Here is a 16,019-nt window from a genome sequence, read left to right as displayed (position 1 = left end):
GATGGGATGGGACGGGCTCGGGCGTGATCGGACGGCCCGGCGGGCTAGCGGGCGAGCAGTTGGGCCTCGATCCGGCTGATCAGCTCGCCCGCGTCGACCGGCTTGGTGACGTAGTCGCTGGCCCCGGAGCCCAGGCTCTTCTCCCGGTCGCCGAGCATCGCCTTGGCGGTCACCGCGATGATCGGCAGCGCCGCGTGCTGCGGCATCGCGCGGATCGCCGCGGTGGCGGTGTAGCCGTCCATCTCGGGCATCATCACGTCCATCAGGATCACGTCGATGCCGGGGTTGGCGGCCAGCGTCTCCAGCGCGGCCCGCCCGTTCTCGGCCTGGAGCACCCGCATCCCGTGCAGTTCGAGGATGCCGGTGATCGCGTACAGGTTGCGGTCGTCGTCGTCGACGACCAGCACCAGGCGGCCGTTCAGCGGGGAGTCCCCCGCCTCCCAGGGGGCCTCCGGCGGGGCCGGGCGCACCAGCGGCACGTCGCCGGGCCGGTCGGCGCTCATGTGCAGGGCGATCCGCTCGCGCAGCTCGTCCAGGCTGGAGATCACCTCCAGCGGCCGGCCGTCGGGGCGGGTGAGCGCGTCCGCGCCGCCCGGCGTCCCCCGGTTGCTGTGGACCAGCACCGGCACGCCCTGCAGCGCGGGGTCGCGGTCCATGTCGCGCAGCAGCGCGGGGGCCGCGCCGTCCGGCAGGTCCAGGGCCAGCACCACGCAGTGCGAGGGGGCCGAGGCCAGCACGGCCGCGGCCTCCGCCGCGCCGACCGCGGTGACCACCTCGATCCGGGGCCGGCCGTCCCCGCTGCCGGACAGGCCGGCCGGCTCGGCGGTGGCGTTCTCGGCGACCAGCGACAGCAGGCCGCCGGCCCGCTCCTCCACGACCAGCAGCCGGCGCGACTGCGGCGGCGCCGCGCTCTCGTCGGCGCCCTGGACCGGGGCGTCGCCGGCCGCGTCCGGCCCCCGCTCCGGCGCGCCGGACCGCGGCTCGGTCTCCAGGGCGAGGAACTCCGGACGGCTGACCGGCAGGAACAGCGTGAAGGTGCTGCCGGCGCCCAGCACGCTCTCGGCGGTGATCGCCCCGCCCAGCAGGTAGGCGATCTCCCGGCTGATGGACAGGCCGAGCCCGGTGCCGCCGTACTTGCGGCTGGTGGTGCCGTCGGCCTGCTGGAACGCGCCGAAGACGCTCTCCAGGTGCTGCGGCGCGATGCCGATGCCGGTGTCGGAGACCTGGAAGGCCAGCACCGGCCCGCCGCGCCGCACCCCCTCGGGGATCCGGTCCTGCGGGGCGAGGCCGATCCGCAGCTCGACCCGGCCCTGCTCGGTGAACTTCACCGCGTTGGAGAGCAGGTTCCGCAGCACCTGGCGCAGCCGGTAGTCGTCGGTGACCAGCCGCTCCGGCACGTCGGGCGAGGTGCGGACGGTGAAGGCCAGGTTCTTCTGCCCGGTCAGCGGCTTGAAGGTGGCCTCGGCGTAGTCCAGCAGGCTGCGCAGCGCCACCGGCTCCGGGCTGAGGTCCATCTTCCCGGCCTCGACCTTCGACAGGTCCAGGATGTCGTTGATCAGCTGGAGCAGGTCCGAGCCCGCCGAGTGGATGATGCCCGCGTACTCGACCTGCTTGGCCGTCAGGTTCCGGGTCGGGTTCTGGGCGAGCAGCTGGGCCAGGATCAGCAGGCTGTTCAGCGGGGTGCGCAGCTCGTGGCTCATGTTCGCCAGGAACTCCGACTTGTAGGTCGAGGCCAGCGAGAGCTGGTGCGCCCGCTCCTCCAGCTCCTGCCGGGCCTGCTCGATCTCCAGGTTCTTGGTCTCGATGTCCCGGTTCTGGGCGGCCAGCAGCGCGGCCTTCTCCTCCAGTTCCGCGTTGGACGCCTGGAGCTCCTCCTGCCTGGCCTGCAACTCCTGCGAGCGGGCCTGCAGTTCGGAGGTCAGCCGCTGCGACTCGCCCAGCAGCTCGTCGGTGCGGGCGTTGGCGACGATCGTGTTCAGGTTGACGCCGACGGTCTCCATCAGCTGGTCCAGGAAGGCCCGGTGCACGGCCGGGTACGGCCGGATCGAGGCCAGCTCGATCACGCCGAGCACCTGGTCCTCCACCACGATCGGGACGACCAGCAGCGACAGCTCCTCGGTCCGGCCCAGGCCGGAGGAGGCCGCCAGGTAGCCCGCGGGGAGGGCGTCCGCGGCGATGGTGCGCCGGCTGCGCGCGGCCTGCCCGACGAACGACTCGCCCAGCCGGAAGCTGGTGGGCCGCCCGCCGTCCGGGTACGCGTACGAGCCGATCAGCCGCAGCACCGTCCCGCCGTCGGTCTCCTCGGCCAGGTAGAACGCGCCGACCTGCGCGCCGACCAGCGGGGTGAGCTCGTCCATCACCGCCTCGGCGACCACGGCCAGGTCGCGCCGGCCCTGCAGCAGGCCGGAGAAGCGGGCCAGGTTGGTCTTCAGCCAGTCCTGTTCCTCGTTGGCGCGGGTGGTCTCGCGCAGCGAGCCGACCATGGCGTTGATGTTGTCCTTGAGGTCGGCGACCTCGCCGGACGCGTCGACGGTGATCGAGCGGGTCAGGTCGCCCGCGGCGACCGCGCTGGTCACCTCGGCGATCGCGCGGACCTGCCGGGTGAGGTTCCCGGCGAGCTCGTTGACGTTCTCGGTGAGGCGCTTCCAGGTGCCGGAGACGCCCTCCACCTCGGCCTGGCCGCCGAGCCGGCCCTCACTGCCGACCTCGCGGGCGACGCGGGTCACCTCGGCGGCGAACGAGCTCAGCTGGTCGACCATCGTGTTGATGGTGGTCTTCAGCTCCAGGATCTCGCCGCGCGCGTCGACGTCGATCTTCCGGGTCAGGTCGCCGTTGGCGACCGCGGTGGTGACCTGCGCGATGTTGCGGACCTGCGAGGTCAGGTTGTGCGCCATGAAGTTGACGTTGTCGGTCAGGTCCTTCCAGGTGCCCGCGACGTTCGGCACCCGGGCCTGGCCGCCGAGGATGCCCTCGGTGCCGACCTCGCGGGCTACCCGGGTCACCTCGTCCGCGAACGCCGACAGGGTGTCCACCATCGTGTTGATCACCCCGGCCAGCGCGGCGACCTCGCCCTCCGCCTCGACGGTGATCTTCTGGCTGAGGTCGCCGCGCGCCACCGCGGTGGCGACCTGCGCGATCGAGCGGACCTGGCCGGTCAGGTTGGACGCCATCACGTTGACGTTGTCGGTCAGGTCCTTCCAGGTGCCGGAGACGCCCCGGACGGTCGCCTGCCCGCCCAGGTTGCCGGCCGTGCCGACCTCGCGGGCCACCCGGGTCACCTCGTCGGCGAACGCGGAGAGCTGGTCGACCATCGTGTTGATGGTCTCCTTCAGCTCCAGGATCTCGCCCCGGGCGTCCACCCGGATCTTCTGCGTCAGGTCGCCCTTGGCGACCGCCGTCGTGACCTGCGCGATCGCCCGGACCTGCGCGGTCAGGTTGTCGGCCATCACGTTCACCGACTCGGTCAGGTCACGCCAGGTGCCGGACACGTCGCGGACGTCCGCCTGGCCGCCGAGCCGGCCCTCGGTACCGACCTCGCGGGCGACGCGGGTGACCTCGCCGGCGAACGAACTCAGCTGGTCGACCATCGTGTTGATGGTGTCCTTCAGCTCCAGGATCTCGCCCCGGGCGTCCACGGTGATCTTCTGCGACAGGTCGCCCTCGGCCACCGCGGTGGCGACCTGCGCGATCGCCCGGACCTGGCCGGTCAGGTTGCCCGCCATCGAGTTCACCGAGTCGGTCAGGTCGCGCCACGTCCCGGAGACGCCCTTCACGTCCGCCTGGCCGCCGAGGATGCCCTCGGTGCCGACCTCGCGGGCGACGCGGGTGACCTCGCCGGCGAACGAACTCAGCTGGTCGACCATCGTGTTGACGGTGTTCTTCAGCTCCAGGATCTCGCCCCGGGCGTCCACGGTGATCTTCTGCGACAGGTCGCCCTTGGCGACCGCGGTGGCGACCTGCGCGATGTCGCGGACCTGGGTGGTCAGGTTGCCCGCCATCGCGTTGACCGAGTCGGTCAGGTCCTCCCAGGTGCCGGACACCCCCGGCACCACGGCCTGGCCGCCCAACTGCCCCTCGGTGCCGACCTCGCGGGCCACCCGGGTCACCTCGGAGGTGAACCGCGACAGCTGGTCCACCATGCCGTTGAACACGGTCGCGATCTCACCCAGCAGACCGTCCGAGGTACCGGCCAGCTTGGTGCTGAAATTCCCGTCCCGCACCGCCGTCAGCCCCGCCAACAGCGAACGGAGCTCGGCCTCACCGATCGTCGACCGATCGGCCACCGCTCCCTGCCGCGCGTCCCGCGACGTCGTCGAGCCAGCCATCGAAAGCTCCGCCTCCTGCCACACCCCGCCCTGCGGCCGGGCAACCGAACAAAGCGCACAGGCCACCGGGAACCAGCCGTTCAGGGGTGCCGCCGGGCCTCGGGCGAGGCTACCCCAGCCGCCGCGAGCGGGGGCAAAACCCCTGCTCACGAGGGTCGGCGGCCAGGCCGGCGGCGGTCAGGCCGGCCGCCGGTAGAGCAGCACGGCCACGTCGTCCTCGTACCCGCCGGCCGGGGCCAGCCGGGCCGTCACGTGGTCCGGCAGCTCGGCCGTCGGCAGACCCGCGCCCGACACCACCGCGCGCCCGGCCCGCGCGATGCCCTCGGCCAGCCCTTCGCGCCGCCGCTCCACCAGCCCGTCCGTGTACAGCAGCAGCGTCGAGCCGCCCGGCAGGACCGCCGCCGCCTCCGGGCGCGGCCGACCGATCCGCACGGCCAGCGGCAGGGCGCGGCCGCCCTCCAACAGCTCCGTGCCGCCGTCCGCCAGGACCAGCACGCCCGGCGGGTGCCCGGCGCTGGAGTAGCGCAGCTCACCGGAGGCGGGGTCGAGGACCCCGCAGAACACCGTGCTGCAGACCGCCCCGGGCAGCGCCGCCGCGAACGCGTCCAGCGCGGACAGCGTCCGGGACGGGCTGTGGTCCTGGAGCAGCAGGGCCCGGCAGGCGCTGCGCAACTGCCCCATCACCCCCGCCGCGGCCAGCCCGCGCCCGACGCAGTCGCCCACGATGACGCCGATCCGGCCGTCCGGCAGCGGCACGGTGTCGTACCAGTCGCCGCCCACCTCCAACGGCGGGGTGGCCGGCTCGTACCGGGCCGCGAAACCCTCCGGCAGCCGGGCCGGCCCCAGGATGGCGTGCTGGAGGGCGATCGCCGTCTCGCGCTGCTGGTCGATCCGGTGCGCCCGGCCCAGCCCCTGGGCGAGCCGCCCGCCCAGCAGCGCCAGCAGCAGCTCGTCCTCCCGGGTGAACGGCCGGTGCCCGCCCAGCTCCACCGCCAGGGCCAGCGGCCCGTCCGGGTGCTCCAGCCGGACACCGGTCCACGACGGCCCCGGGACGGGAGTGAGCGCCGGCGCGTCGGCCAGCGCGGCCAGCGCCGCCCGCTGCTCCTCCGGCAACCCCGCCCAGTCCGGCCCCGGTCCGGCGGCCACCAGCCGGGGTCGACCGCCACCCCGGTCGAAGCGCACCGCCAGCACCCGGTCGGCCCGCCACAGCCCGCGCAGCTCCGCCAGCGCGCCGGCCAGCGCCTCCTCGGCCCCGGCCGCCCGAGCCAGGCAGTCGGTCAGCGCCGCCATGGCGCTCTCCCGCTGGACGGCGTAGTACTCGGTCGTGACGTCCCGGAAGGTGCCCACCGTGACGGCGCGCCCGGTCGCCGGGTCCGTCACCCGGTTGAAGGTCGAGTGCGTCCACACCCGGTGGCCGTCCCGGTGCACGGCCGGCACGGTGGCGCTGCCGCGCCCGCTCTCCTGCGCGCCGGCCAGCGCCTCGGTCGCCCGCCGCCGGCCCTCCGGGTCGGCCGCCGGATCCGGCCACCACGGGTGCGGCACCGGGTAGGGCACCCCCTCCGGGCCGTAGCCCAGCACGGCGCCGAACGCCGCGTTGACCCGGACCACCGCGCCGTCCTCGTCGCAGACGAAGAAGGCGTCCTGCAGCGAGTCCACCAGCGCCTCCTGCCAGCGCGAGTGCCGCTCGCGCAGCCGCGCCAGCCGCAGCGCCGCGCGCACCCGGACCAGCAGGTCGGCGGTGGCGAAGGGCTTCACCAGGTAGTCGTCCGCCCCCGACTCGAAACCGTCCACGGCGTCGTCCCGCCCGGCCCGCGCCGAGAGCAGCAGCACCGGCAGGGCCGCCGTGCGCGGATCGGCGCGCAGCGCCGCGACCAGTTGCAGGCCGTCCACGCCGGGCATCATCACGTCGCTGATCACCAGCTCGGGCGGCGACCCCGCCCCCGACCCGGGCGGCGACCCGGGCGGTGCCGCGCGCAGGACGGCCAGCGCCCGGCCGCCGTCGCCGACCGCGGTGACCCGGTGGCCCGCGCCGCGCAGGACCCGGGCCAGGTAGTCGCGCATGTCGGCGTTGTCGTCGACGACCAGGACGTGCGCGGCCGTGCCGGGCGCGGGGTCCGTCGCGGGTGCCGTCGCGGGCTCGGTGCCGGGCTCGTCCGGGAGGACGTCCCAGCGCAGGGCCTCCTGGAGGAACGCCTCCGCCTCGGCGGCCGGGCGCTCCGCCGGGGCGGGGGAGTGGCCGACGGCCAGCGGCAGGTCGACGGTGAAGGTGGTGCCGCTGCCCGCGGTGGAGGCGGCGGTGATCGTCCCGTCGTGCAGCTCGACGAGTTCCTTGGCCAGGGCCAGGCCGATCCCGCTGCCCTCGTGCGAGCGCGCCCGGGCGTCCTCGACCCGGTGGAAGCGGTCGAACAGTCGCGGCAGCTCCGCGGCCGGGACCCCGATCCCGGTGTCCTCGACACTGACCAGGGCCCGCCCGTCCCGCTCGCGCACCCGCACCCGCACCGTCCCCTCGGGGGTGAACTTCAGGGCGTTGCCCAGCAGGTTGAAGACCACCTTCTCCCACAGCCCCGGGTCCACCGCGACCGGGGCGCTCAGCGGCGGGCAGTCGATCTCCAAGGTCAGCCCGGCCCGCTGGACCGCCGGACGGAACACGGCCGCCAGCTCGGCGGTGACCGCCGCCAGGTCCACCGGCCGGGGCCGGGCCCGCATCCGGCCCGCCTCGATCCGGGAGAAGTCCAGCAGGGTGTCCACCAGCCGGCCCAGCCGCAGCGCGTTGCGGTGGATGGTCTCCGCGTCCTCCCGGACGTCCGGGTCGGCGTCCGCGAGCCGTCGCCGCAGGTCCTCGGCCGGGCCGGCGATCAGCGTCAGCGGGGTGCGCAGCTCGTGGCTGATGTTCGAGAAGAACACGGTCTTCGCCCGGTCCAGCTCGGCCAGCTGCTCCGCCCGCCGCCGCTGTGCCTCGTGCCCGCGGGCGCTGGCGACCCCCGCCGCCAGCCGGTCCGCGACCAGGCCGACGAAGTCGAGGCAGCCGTCGTCCGGCGGGCGGTGCGGGTTGAGGCCGACGACCAGGAACCCGCTCGGCCCGCCGCCGTCCGGACCGTTCAGCGGCACCACCCGGGCCTGCCGGGGCGGCACCTCCCAGGCCCCGCGCGGCAGGTCGGCGAACGCGCCCCGGGCCGGCAGCGCCACGGAGGCGGGCGCGCCGCCGCGGACCGCCGCGACCGGCCACGGCCCCTCCTGGCCGGGCCCGATCAGCGCGGGCGCGGCCGGGTGCCCGTCCGGCACGCCGGAGGCCGCGGCCAGCCGGGCGCCGCCCCGCTCGTCGAACAGGTAGACCAGGGTGAAGGGCAGGTCGTGCGGGTTGCGGGCGAGCTGCCCGGCGCCGAACGCCAGGAACTCGTCCTCGGTGCGCACCGCCCCCGGGTCGGACCCCAGGTCGCGCAGCGTCGCCAGCCGGCGCTCCGCGACGACCCGCTGGGTGTCCTCGCTGACCACGCACAGCACGCCCGCCACCTCGTCCGCCTCGTCGCGCAACGGGCTGTAGGAGAAGGTGTGGTAGGTCTCCTCGGGGTAGCCGGACCGCTCCAGGTACAGCAGCAGCGCCTCGTCCCAGGTCGCCTCGCCCTCGGTCAGCACGTGCTCGATCCGCGGCCGGGCGTCCGCCCAGACCTCCGCCCACACCTCCCGGAACGGGCGGCCCAGCGCCCACGGGTACTTGCCGCCCAGTGTGTCGCGCCGGTACGCGCCGTTGCAGAGGAACGTCAGCTCCGGGCCCCAGGCCATCCACATCGAGAACCGCGAGGACAGCATCGTGTCCACCGCCGAACGCAGGCTCTGCGGCCAGCGCGCCGGGTCGCCCAGCGGCGTCGCCGCCCAGTCCACCCGCGCCAGGTCGGCGCCCACCACCGGATCGGCGCCGAACACCTCCCGCGACCGCTCCCGCGCCAACGGGTCCCTCCCTCCGCCCGACCTCGGCCCCGCCCACCGCGGTACCGCCGTCCATTGTGCCGGGTACGCGCCCCGGCTCCTGCGGCTGCCCGCTCCCCGCCCGGGCAACCCGCCCGACCCTCCCGGCGGCCGCCCGCCCCCCGCCCGCTCCCCGTCGGCTCCCCGCCCGGGAGGACCACGGGGACCCGGGCCGACCGGGAGCCGCCGGACGCGGCTTACCATGGCCGCCATGACCGACCACACCCCGGGGACACCCGAGCCGACGGTGCTGCACCTGCGCGGAGACCTCGACCACGACAACGAGCGCGAAGTCGCCGCCGAGGTGGAGGCCGCCGCCGCCCGCAGCGCCGGCCTCCTCGTCCTCGACGTCTCGGCGGTCACCTTCGCCGACTCCTCCGCCCTGCGGACCCTGGTACTGGCCCAGCAGCGCGCGGAGGAGGCCGGCGGCGCCCTGGTCCTGCTCGGACCGCTCGGGCCCGCGCTCCGGCGCCTGCTGGAGATCACCGCCACCGACGGGTACTTCACCGTCGCCGACACCCTCCCGCAGGCCCGGGCCGCCGCCGGAGCCGCGCGCCGCCCCGATTCCGCCTGACCGCGCGCCACTCCGGTTCCGTCGCCACTCCGGTTCCGTCCCACCGCGCGCCGTCCCGGCCGCATCATCCGGCCCCCTCGGGGCACACGTCACCCGATCCCGCCGCACGTCCGGCCTCGCCAGCCGGCACACCCGGTGCCGAAGACGATTCGAGGTCGTTCATGCCCCACCACGACGCACGGCCGCCGCTCCCGGAGGCCGCCGTCCCGGGAGGGCAGCCGCCCCCGTCCGTGCGGACGGCGGGCCAGGCCCGCGCCGCCCTCACCCGGCTGCTGGAGGCCGCCGGGCACCCCGGCGGCCGGGTGCTCGCCGACGCGCACCTCGCGGTGACCGAGCTCGTCGCCAACGCCGTGCACCACGGCGGCGGCCTGACCGGCTTCGTCGCCCGGATCGGCCCCGGCGGGACCAGGCTGGTCGTCGAGGTCGAGGACGCCGACGACCGCCACCCGGTCGCCCAACCCCTGCACGACCGCGACCCGGCCGCCGCCGGCGGCCGCGGCTGGGCCATCGTCCAGGCCCTCACCGACAGCTGCCACGTCGAAGCGCTGCCCGTCGGCGGCAAGCGCATCCGGGTCACCTTCGCGCTGTAGGGAGAACGCCCCCGAAACGGGTGCATCTTTCCGGCGAACCGGGGCATACGGCACGTCGACAGTGTCGGAACCGACGGTCGGGAGGCCACCATGAGCACGGGCGACAAGATCCAGAACGCCGCCGAGAAGGCCAAGGGCGCCGCGAAGGAGGCCGCCGGCAAGGCGGTCGGCAACGAGCGGATGGAGGCCGAGGGCAAGGCCGAGCAGGCCAAGGGCGACCTCAAGCAGGCCGGCGAGAAGGCCAAGGACGCCTTCAAGCACTGAGCACCTCCCCCGCGGGGCCCCGGCGGTACGCCGCCGGGGCCCCGCGACACGCCCGGGCGGCGGGGTGAGGAGAATGGCGGCGACAGATCTCGCACGGGGGCTCGGTGAAGGGCAGGGAAGTTGCCGTACGTCGTCGTCAGTGCGCTCAGCCATGACGGAGTGGTCCGCGACCACAACGAGGACAGCCTCGTCCTCGGACCGTGGACGCTGTGCGCCACCTCGACCGACAGCCCGCAGAGCCTGGTCTTCCCGTACGGGGAGACCCCGGTGGTGGTCGCCGTCGCGGACGGCCTCGGCGGGCACCCGGCGGGGGACGTCGCCTCCGCGCTCACGGTCCGCCACCTCGCCGCGGCCGGGCCGCACCTGCGCGGCGAACAGGACGTCACCGACGAACTGCACGCCTGCCACGCCGCCCTGCGGGAGGCGTCCGAGGCCGACCCCGCACTGGCCGGCATGGCGACCACCGTCGCCGGGGCGGTCTTCGCGGACGGGCACGTCACCGTGTTCAACGTCGGCGACAGCCAGGTCTACGCGATCACCCCGGACCGCGGCGACGGCGTCGGACTGCGCCTGCTCAGCACCGACGACAGCCCGCCGCCCGCCCCCGGCCGGCGCACCAGCCACCTGATCACCCAGACGGTGGGCGGCGCCACCGCCCCGGAGGACTTCCGGCCGCACCTCGTCCGGCTGCCCGCCGAACCCGGCGCCCGCTACCTGCTGTGCACCGACGGCCTCACCGACCCGGTCGCCCCCGAGGAACTGGCCGCCCTGCTCACCGAGGCCGACGCCGAGGCCGACGGCGACGCACAGGGCGACGACCAGCGCGCCCTGGTCGACCTCTGGCGGGCCGCGATCCGGGCCGGCGGCCCGGACAACGTCACCCTCGCCCTGGTCCGGATCGAGGAGTGACCGGGGAGCCGCGCGTTCCGGCGGGCCGCTTCCGCGCCGCCCGCCGACCCGGCCCCCGCACGCCTTGAAACCGCGCGCCCCGGGTTCGAGCGGCGTTCCGGCTCCGGAGGGAAGGTGGACTCGCCTGTGGTGCAAGCGACTTGATCGCTGTGCCGCGGGAGGTGGCCGGTGGAGCGCGCGGTCACCCTGCGGATGAGGGGAAGCGTAAGGGTGGCGCTCTTCGGCGGCCGCGAAAGTTCCTGCCCTTCCCGGGGGACCGAAGCCCTGAGGTTTCCGCCTTCCGGCAGGACAGGAGAGGCCGGTGGCGGCCCCGGGGCGTCGGCGGACTCAGCTCAGGAGCAGGCAGGCGTCCCAGTCGGTCCCTTCCCCCGCAGGGGAGTTGAGGTGGCCGTGCAGCGCCAGGGCCGCGCCGGCGGTGCCCTCCAGGAGGGTGGCCGGGGCGTCGGCGGCCAGGGCGGCGGTGAGGTCCCGGGCGGTCGCCGTGGCGAGGGCGGGCAGCCGGGCGGCCAGGGCGGCGGAGCCGGAGTCCGCGGCCATCCGCTGGACGATCCGCAGCAGGCCGCCGGTGCCGTGGCAGAGGCCCGGGCCGTTCAGGTTCCAACTACCGCTGTCCGCCAGGGCGTTGTCGAGTGCGGCGACGGCGGCCTGCTGCCAGTCGGCGCGGCCCAGCGCCCGTCCGGCCAGGAACAGTGCCCGCGCCGCACCGGGCGTGCCGTAGCACCAGGCCGCCCGGACCGGCGGGTCGGCCGGTACGGCTCTCCGTTCCGCCTGCTCGATGCTCAGCGTCAACGGCCAGCCACCGGAAGGCAGTTGATGGGCGATGAGCCGATCCGCGAGCGCCTCGACCGCCTCGTCCTGACCGGGCACCCGGACATTCCGTGCCCCGGCCAGCGAGAGCAGCGCCAGCGGGCCCGGAATCCCGTGCGCCAGACCGAAGTTGAGGTGACCCCGGGAGCGTGTCGGGCCACCTCCGGGCCCGGGGGCCGGCACGGGTTCGGGAGCCGGCACGGGCTCGGGGTCGGGGGCGGCCGCGGTCCACCAGCGGGGCAGCGGTCCGTCCGTCGGGGCGGCGAGTTCGACCAGCGCGGACAGCACCTCGGCCGTGCCGGGGCCGTCCGGCGCCAGCTCCAGCAGCAGCCGGCCCAGACCGGCCGCGCCCGAGACGGCGTCGAAGGTGTGCGCCCGCAGCCCCGCCCCCGCCGCCAGGTCGGCCCGCAGCGCGGCCGCCCGTCCGGCGGCGGACTCCGCGACCCGGGGCGTCAGGGTGTCCACCAGACCTCGGTACTCGCCCGGCCCCCGGGCCATCACCCGGGCGGCGAACAGCACCGCGGCGGCGCCCGAGTAGAGCCCACCGCCCCGCATCGCGCCCGGCGCCCGCACCGCCGCCGCGAGGTGCCCGTGCGCGGCCCGGCGCACCTCCTGGTCCGGCCCCGCCAGCACGGCGAGGGCGAGCGCCGCGCCGCTGCGCCCGGTCCCGAGTCCGGCGCTGTCGGCGGTGGTCGCGGTGGCGTCGGGGCGGGACAGTCGGGCGGTGACCGCCTGCAGCGCTTCGGTGGGCGTCATCGCTCCTCGTCCGGGGTGACAGGGGCCGGTGCGGTGGGGGCCGGTGCGGTGGTGGTGGTGGTGGTCGTGGTGCGATGGCGGGCCCGGTGGGCTTCGAGGGCGCCGCGGGCGAGGGCGTAGGCGCGGCGCTCGGCCTCCCGGTCGATGCCGATCAGCCGGTTGTGGCCCATGTGCAGGAGCGAGGCGAGCGCGGGCCCCGCGACGGGGCCGGCGAGCCGGGGCGCGTACGCGGCGAGCCGCTCGGCGCGGAGCCGCCACGCCCCGGCGAGGGCGGCGTCGGCAGGTAGCAGACCGCCGGCGGGCGCGGCGGGGCCGTCCGGGCCGATGGCGCGCAGTGCGGCGGCCCGCTGGGTGCGGAAAATCCGTTGGTGCGCCTCGGACTTGGGATAGGTCGCGGCGACCCACGGCCCGACCGGCACCGGGACGGGACGGGCGGCCAGGAAGTCCCGGGCGGTGGCGGTCAGGTTGGCGGCGGCGAGCAGCTCACCGGGCGTACCCCGGGCCGTCCGGACCAGCCGCAGCGCGGCCAGCGCAACCAGGCTGTCGGCGTGGAAGACCCGCTCCGCGTCGGCCAGCACCTCCGGTCCGCCGTACCGGTCGGCCTCGGGCGCGTACCCCTCCAGCCGCAGGTCGGCGGCCAGCCCGGACCGGCGCAGCCCGTGCGCCCAGTCGTGCAGCGCGGGCAGCAACTCGCCTGTCAGCGCGGACGGTTCGCCGTGGAAGCGCAGCCGCAGGTGCGGCGCCGGATCCCGGTAGCGGACGAAGAACCAGCGGTCCACCTGCCCGGGAACCCGGGCCAGCAGCTCGGGCAGCCGGTCGGCGAGGATCTCGTCGTGCCTCGTTTCGACGGCCCCGATCCGGGCGAACAGCCATTCCCCGCCCGGGAGTTCGACCGTACGGGGGTGCGGCGCGGGCAGCACCCGGCGGGCCGGTACGCCGGTCCGCGCGGTGGCCTGCGCGCTGGCCTGCGCGGTGGTGGCTTTCGCGGCGGTGGCCTTCGCGGTGGGGCCGGTGCCGGCCGGGCGCAGCGGGACGACGATCTCGGCGGCGTGCGCGCCGTCCGGACCGGGCAGCCAGCCGCCGGACGAACCGGCGCCCAGGTCCTCCTGCAGGACGGTGGGCCGGTCGGCCCGGCACTGCCCGTACAGCAGGCGGCGGTGCCACGGATCGTCCAGGTCGAGACTGATCCGCTGGTCCCCGCTGAGCAGCCGCACGGCGGCGGGAACGCCCCACCGCCGACGCCAGCGGGCCAGGCCGTCGGCCCAATCCCCGTACGGCGCTGCCGAGTCGGGCACAGGAGCGGTCAGCCGCCAGGACGCGGGCGCCAGGACGACCCGCCCCCGGCGGACCCTCGGCAGCACGGGGGAACTCGCCGCCGCACCCCAGTCCCAGGGCTGCCAGGGGCGGTGGCCGCCGAGCGCCGTTTCTTGCAGGAACCGGGCCGCGTTCGGCGCACCCGTACGGAGGTTGAGCGCGTGGTGCGCGTCCGCCCGCACCTCCCGGCCGAGTTCGCGGGAGTACACGCCGAGGCGCTCGGCATCGGCCACGACGACCAGGTCGTCCAACGCGAGGACGGCCGGGCCGCTCGGGTCGGGAAAGGCGCTGACGACGACCCGGTGGCCGAGCCAGCGCGGGGTGAGCGCGATGTTCGCGTGCCGGGGGCGGTACGGGGTGAACTCCAGGTGCGCGTACAGGACTTCGTCATCATCGGGCAGTGCTCCGGCTGCCTCGGCGAGCAGCCTGCCGCCGCCGTTGCTGTTGTCGTCGCCGTAGCTGTCGTTGCCGTAGCTGTCGGGGTCGGAGCCGCCGGAGCCGGAGCCGGAGCCGGAGTTGGAGCCGGAGTTGGCGAGGTGGGAGGCGAAGCGGCCGAAGGTGGCTCCGGCCCGGTCGCTGCCGGCGGTGGGGGAGAGCACCAGGCGGAACCGCCCGGCGTCCAGCTCGGCGAGCGAGTCGGCGGCGAGCTCGGCGTACAGCTCCAGCGAGGCGGGCGGAGTCTCGGCGGCGCTGCCCGCCTGACTCTCCTGTTCCTCGCTCTCCTCCGCCAACGGGGCCAGTCGGTCCAACAGTTCGTCGTCGAGGACCACCTCCGGCAGCGGACCGCCGGGCTCGCGGTCGACCAGTGCGCCCGCGACCAGTTCGGCCAGCACCCGGTTCCGGGCGGCCTCCCGCTCGGTCCGGGCACGGGCGGGCTCCGGGTTCGCCGCGCCGCGCGGGCCGACCGGGCGGCGGTAGCCGGCGGGCGGGCCGAGACCGGTGTCGGCGTCGAGCAGTTCGGCCAGTGGGACGGGACTGTCGATGCCGTACCGCTCGACGAACTCCGCGTGGTAGGAGCGCAGATGTTCGGGCGCGCCGACCGGCGGGGAGAGCCGCCACAGCACACCGGCGGCCTGCTCGACCTCGACCCGCACCTGCTCGGGCAGCACCACCCCGCCCACCAGCGCGAGGTCCGCGTGCAACGGCCGCTCGGCGGGCCCGAGTCGGAGCATCCGCCGCCGAGCCTCCCGCAGCACACCGGTGGCCCGCCCCCGCGGCAACCCCGCCGCCCGCGCCAACAGGCCGCGAACCGCCGCCAGTTCGCCGCGTACCGGGTGCTCGCCGGGCAGCCGCTCCAGGACGTGCCCCAGCAGGTCGGTGCTGTGCGGCGGCGGCACCAGGTCGGTGAGCAGGAACCCCTGCGCGACCAGCGTGCGGACCAGCCCCGCGATCGCCTCGGCGGGCGCGGTCGGGAACCCGGCGGCCAACCCCGCCAGCAACTCGGCGTGCGACACAGGCCGTTCGGCCAACCGGACGACGGCACGCACGACGGGCGTCGCGCGGACAGTCCGCTCGGCGACCGGCCGGCCGGCGCCGGGAACGGCCTCCGCCGTGCTCTCCGGCAGGGTCGAGCGGTCGGGCAGGTACGGCAGGACGAGTCGGTCCCCGCGCAGCACGGCCTGCTGGTCCACGGCCAGCAGCAGCGACCCCAGCACCTGCGGATCGGTGCGCAGCCGGTCCAACAACGGCAGCAACCAGCCCAGGTCCGGACGGAACGCGCGGCGCTCGCCGCCCTCCCAACCAACCTCGGCCCGAGCCCCGAAGCGGGCCGTCCCGACGGCGGCCATCAACCCGAAGGGCGTCGCCCGGGTCGCCATCCGCAACCGGTACCGCCCGACCGCCTCGGCCGCCCGCCGCAGCGCGGCGGGGCGGAGCTCGGCGAGATGGAGTTCGGCGGCGCGAGGTCCGTCCTCGGGAGCCGCCACGGCCGGGACGGCCCGCTCCAGCAGGTCGGCCAGCGAAGGGCTGGAGATCTCGATCGCCTCGCGCAGCACCGGATCGGCGGCGGCCTCGACGAGCCGGTCGGCGAAGCACTCACCGATCTGCTCGCCGAGCGGATCGCCTCCCGGGCTTCCCCAGTGGGCAGAGTCGGCAGAGCCGGCGGGGCTGGCTGATGCTGCGGGTTCGGCGCGGCGATGGCGTGGCGGGAGGGGCAGCGCGGGAGTACGGAGCAGAACGGGGCCGGTGGCGGTGAAGATCGCGTCCTGGTGTGCCGTGTGCGACTTCTTCCCCACCGTGCTCCCCGAGTGCCTGGTACTGCCGTGCTTTCGTCCGGCCGTGCGGTCCTGTGCTGCGGTCCTGTGCTGCGGTACGGCGGTGCCGTGCTGCGTAGTCGTGGTGCTGGTGTGCCGGGTGATCCGGCCGGACCGTTCTATCCCGACGTCCCCGAACTGTCCATGGTTGACGGAGGATCATCAAGAGTTGGCTGAATTTGTCCATTCATCCGTGCGCACTCCTTGTCGATGCATACGCAGGATGCCTAGCGTCCGCAGCAGCCCGCCGCGGCCAGTCGCGGCA

At 75.7% G+C, this 16,019-nt stretch carries 8 protein-coding genes; 4 read left to right on the top strand and 4 right to left on the bottom strand.

Features of this window, described 5'->3' with window-relative positions; translation table 11 throughout:
* Positions 1 to 44: 44 nt before the first annotated feature.
* On the bottom strand, positions 45 to 4,283 hold the full coding sequence (locus tag KSE_RS02325; protein ID WP_014133648.1) for a HAMP domain-containing protein: 4,239 nt from the start codon (positions 4,281 to 4,283) through the stop codon (positions 45 to 47).
* A 219-nt stretch (positions 4,284 to 4,502) separates the two neighbouring features.
* Positions 4,503 to 8,246: a SpoIIE family protein phosphatase gene (locus KSE_RS02320; RefSeq protein ID WP_014133647.1), complete on the bottom strand. Its 3,744-nt coding sequence runs from the start codon at positions 8,244 to 8,246 to the stop codon at positions 4,503 to 4,505.
* A gap of 253 nt (positions 8,247 to 8,499) precedes the next feature.
* Here KSE_RS02320 and KSE_RS02315 point away from each other — a divergent pair, with 253 nt between their 5' ends.
* The 4 genes from KSE_RS02315 (at position 8,500) to KSE_RS02300 (ending at position 10,625) form a co-directional block, all read left to right on the top strand.
* The gene (locus tag KSE_RS02315) at positions 8,500 to 8,862 is read left to right on the top strand and encodes an STAS domain-containing protein (protein ID WP_157850108.1); all 363 of its coding nucleotides are present in this window, start codon (positions 8,500 to 8,502) and stop codon (positions 8,860 to 8,862) included.
* 161 nt (positions 8,863 to 9,023) lie between these two features.
* Positions 9,024 to 9,452 carry an ATP-binding protein gene (locus KSE_RS02310; RefSeq protein WP_014133645.1) on the top strand — a complete coding sequence of 143 codons (429 nt, stop codon included), beginning with the start codon at positions 9,024 to 9,026 and terminating at the stop codon, positions 9,450 to 9,452.
* Between the two features lie 90 nt (positions 9,453 to 9,542).
* Entirely contained in the window at positions 9,543 to 9,716 is a 174-nt protein-coding gene (locus KSE_RS02305; RefSeq protein WP_014133644.1) for a CsbD family protein, read from the top strand.
* A gap of 120 nt (positions 9,717 to 9,836) precedes the next feature.
* Positions 9,837 to 10,625, top strand: a complete 789-nt coding sequence (locus tag KSE_RS02300; protein ID WP_033260225.1) for a PP2C family protein-serine/threonine phosphatase — start codon at positions 9,837 to 9,839, stop codon at positions 10,623 to 10,625.
* Between the two features lie 327 nt (positions 10,626 to 10,952).
* Here the strand turns inward: KSE_RS02300 and KSE_RS02295 are convergent, their stop codons facing one another.
* On the bottom strand, positions 10,953 to 12,188 hold the full coding sequence (locus KSE_RS02295; RefSeq protein ID WP_014133642.1) for a lanthionine synthetase C family protein: 1,236 nt from the start codon (positions 12,186 to 12,188) through the stop codon (positions 10,953 to 10,955).
* Positions 12,185 to 15,736, bottom strand: a complete 3,552-nt coding sequence (locus tag KSE_RS02290) for a lantibiotic dehydratase (protein WP_014133641.1) — start codon at positions 15,734 to 15,736, stop codon at positions 12,185 to 12,187. Before KSE_RS02290 ends, KSE_RS02295 begins: the two co-directional genes overlap by 4 nt.
* Positions 15,737 to 16,019 lie beyond the last annotated feature (283 nt).

The organism is Kitasatospora setae KM-6054, assembly GCF_000269985.1.
Classification (GTDB): Bacteria; Actinomycetota; Actinomycetes; order Streptomycetales; family Streptomycetaceae; genus Kitasatospora; species Kitasatospora setae.
Note: the sequence above shows the minus strand (reverse complement) of the source record. Positions and strands in the feature narration are given on the sequence as shown.

Excerpts from the sequence above, each read along its gene's own strand:
- KSE_RS02315 (WP_157850108.1), top strand. The coding sequence starts at position 8,500 with ATGACCGACCACACCCCGGGGACACCCGAGCCGACGGTGCTGCACCTG.
- KSE_RS02310 (WP_014133645.1), top strand. The coding sequence starts at position 9,024 with ATGCCCCACCACGACGCACGGCCGCCGCTCCCGGAGGCCGCCGTCCCG.
- KSE_RS02305 (WP_014133644.1), top strand. The coding sequence starts at position 9,543 with ATGAGCACGGGCGACAAGATCCAGAACGCCGCCGAGAAGGCCAAGGGC.
- KSE_RS02295 (WP_014133642.1), bottom strand. The coding sequence starts at position 12,188 with ATGACGCCCACCGAAGCGCTGCAGGCGGTCACCGCCCGACTGTCCCGC.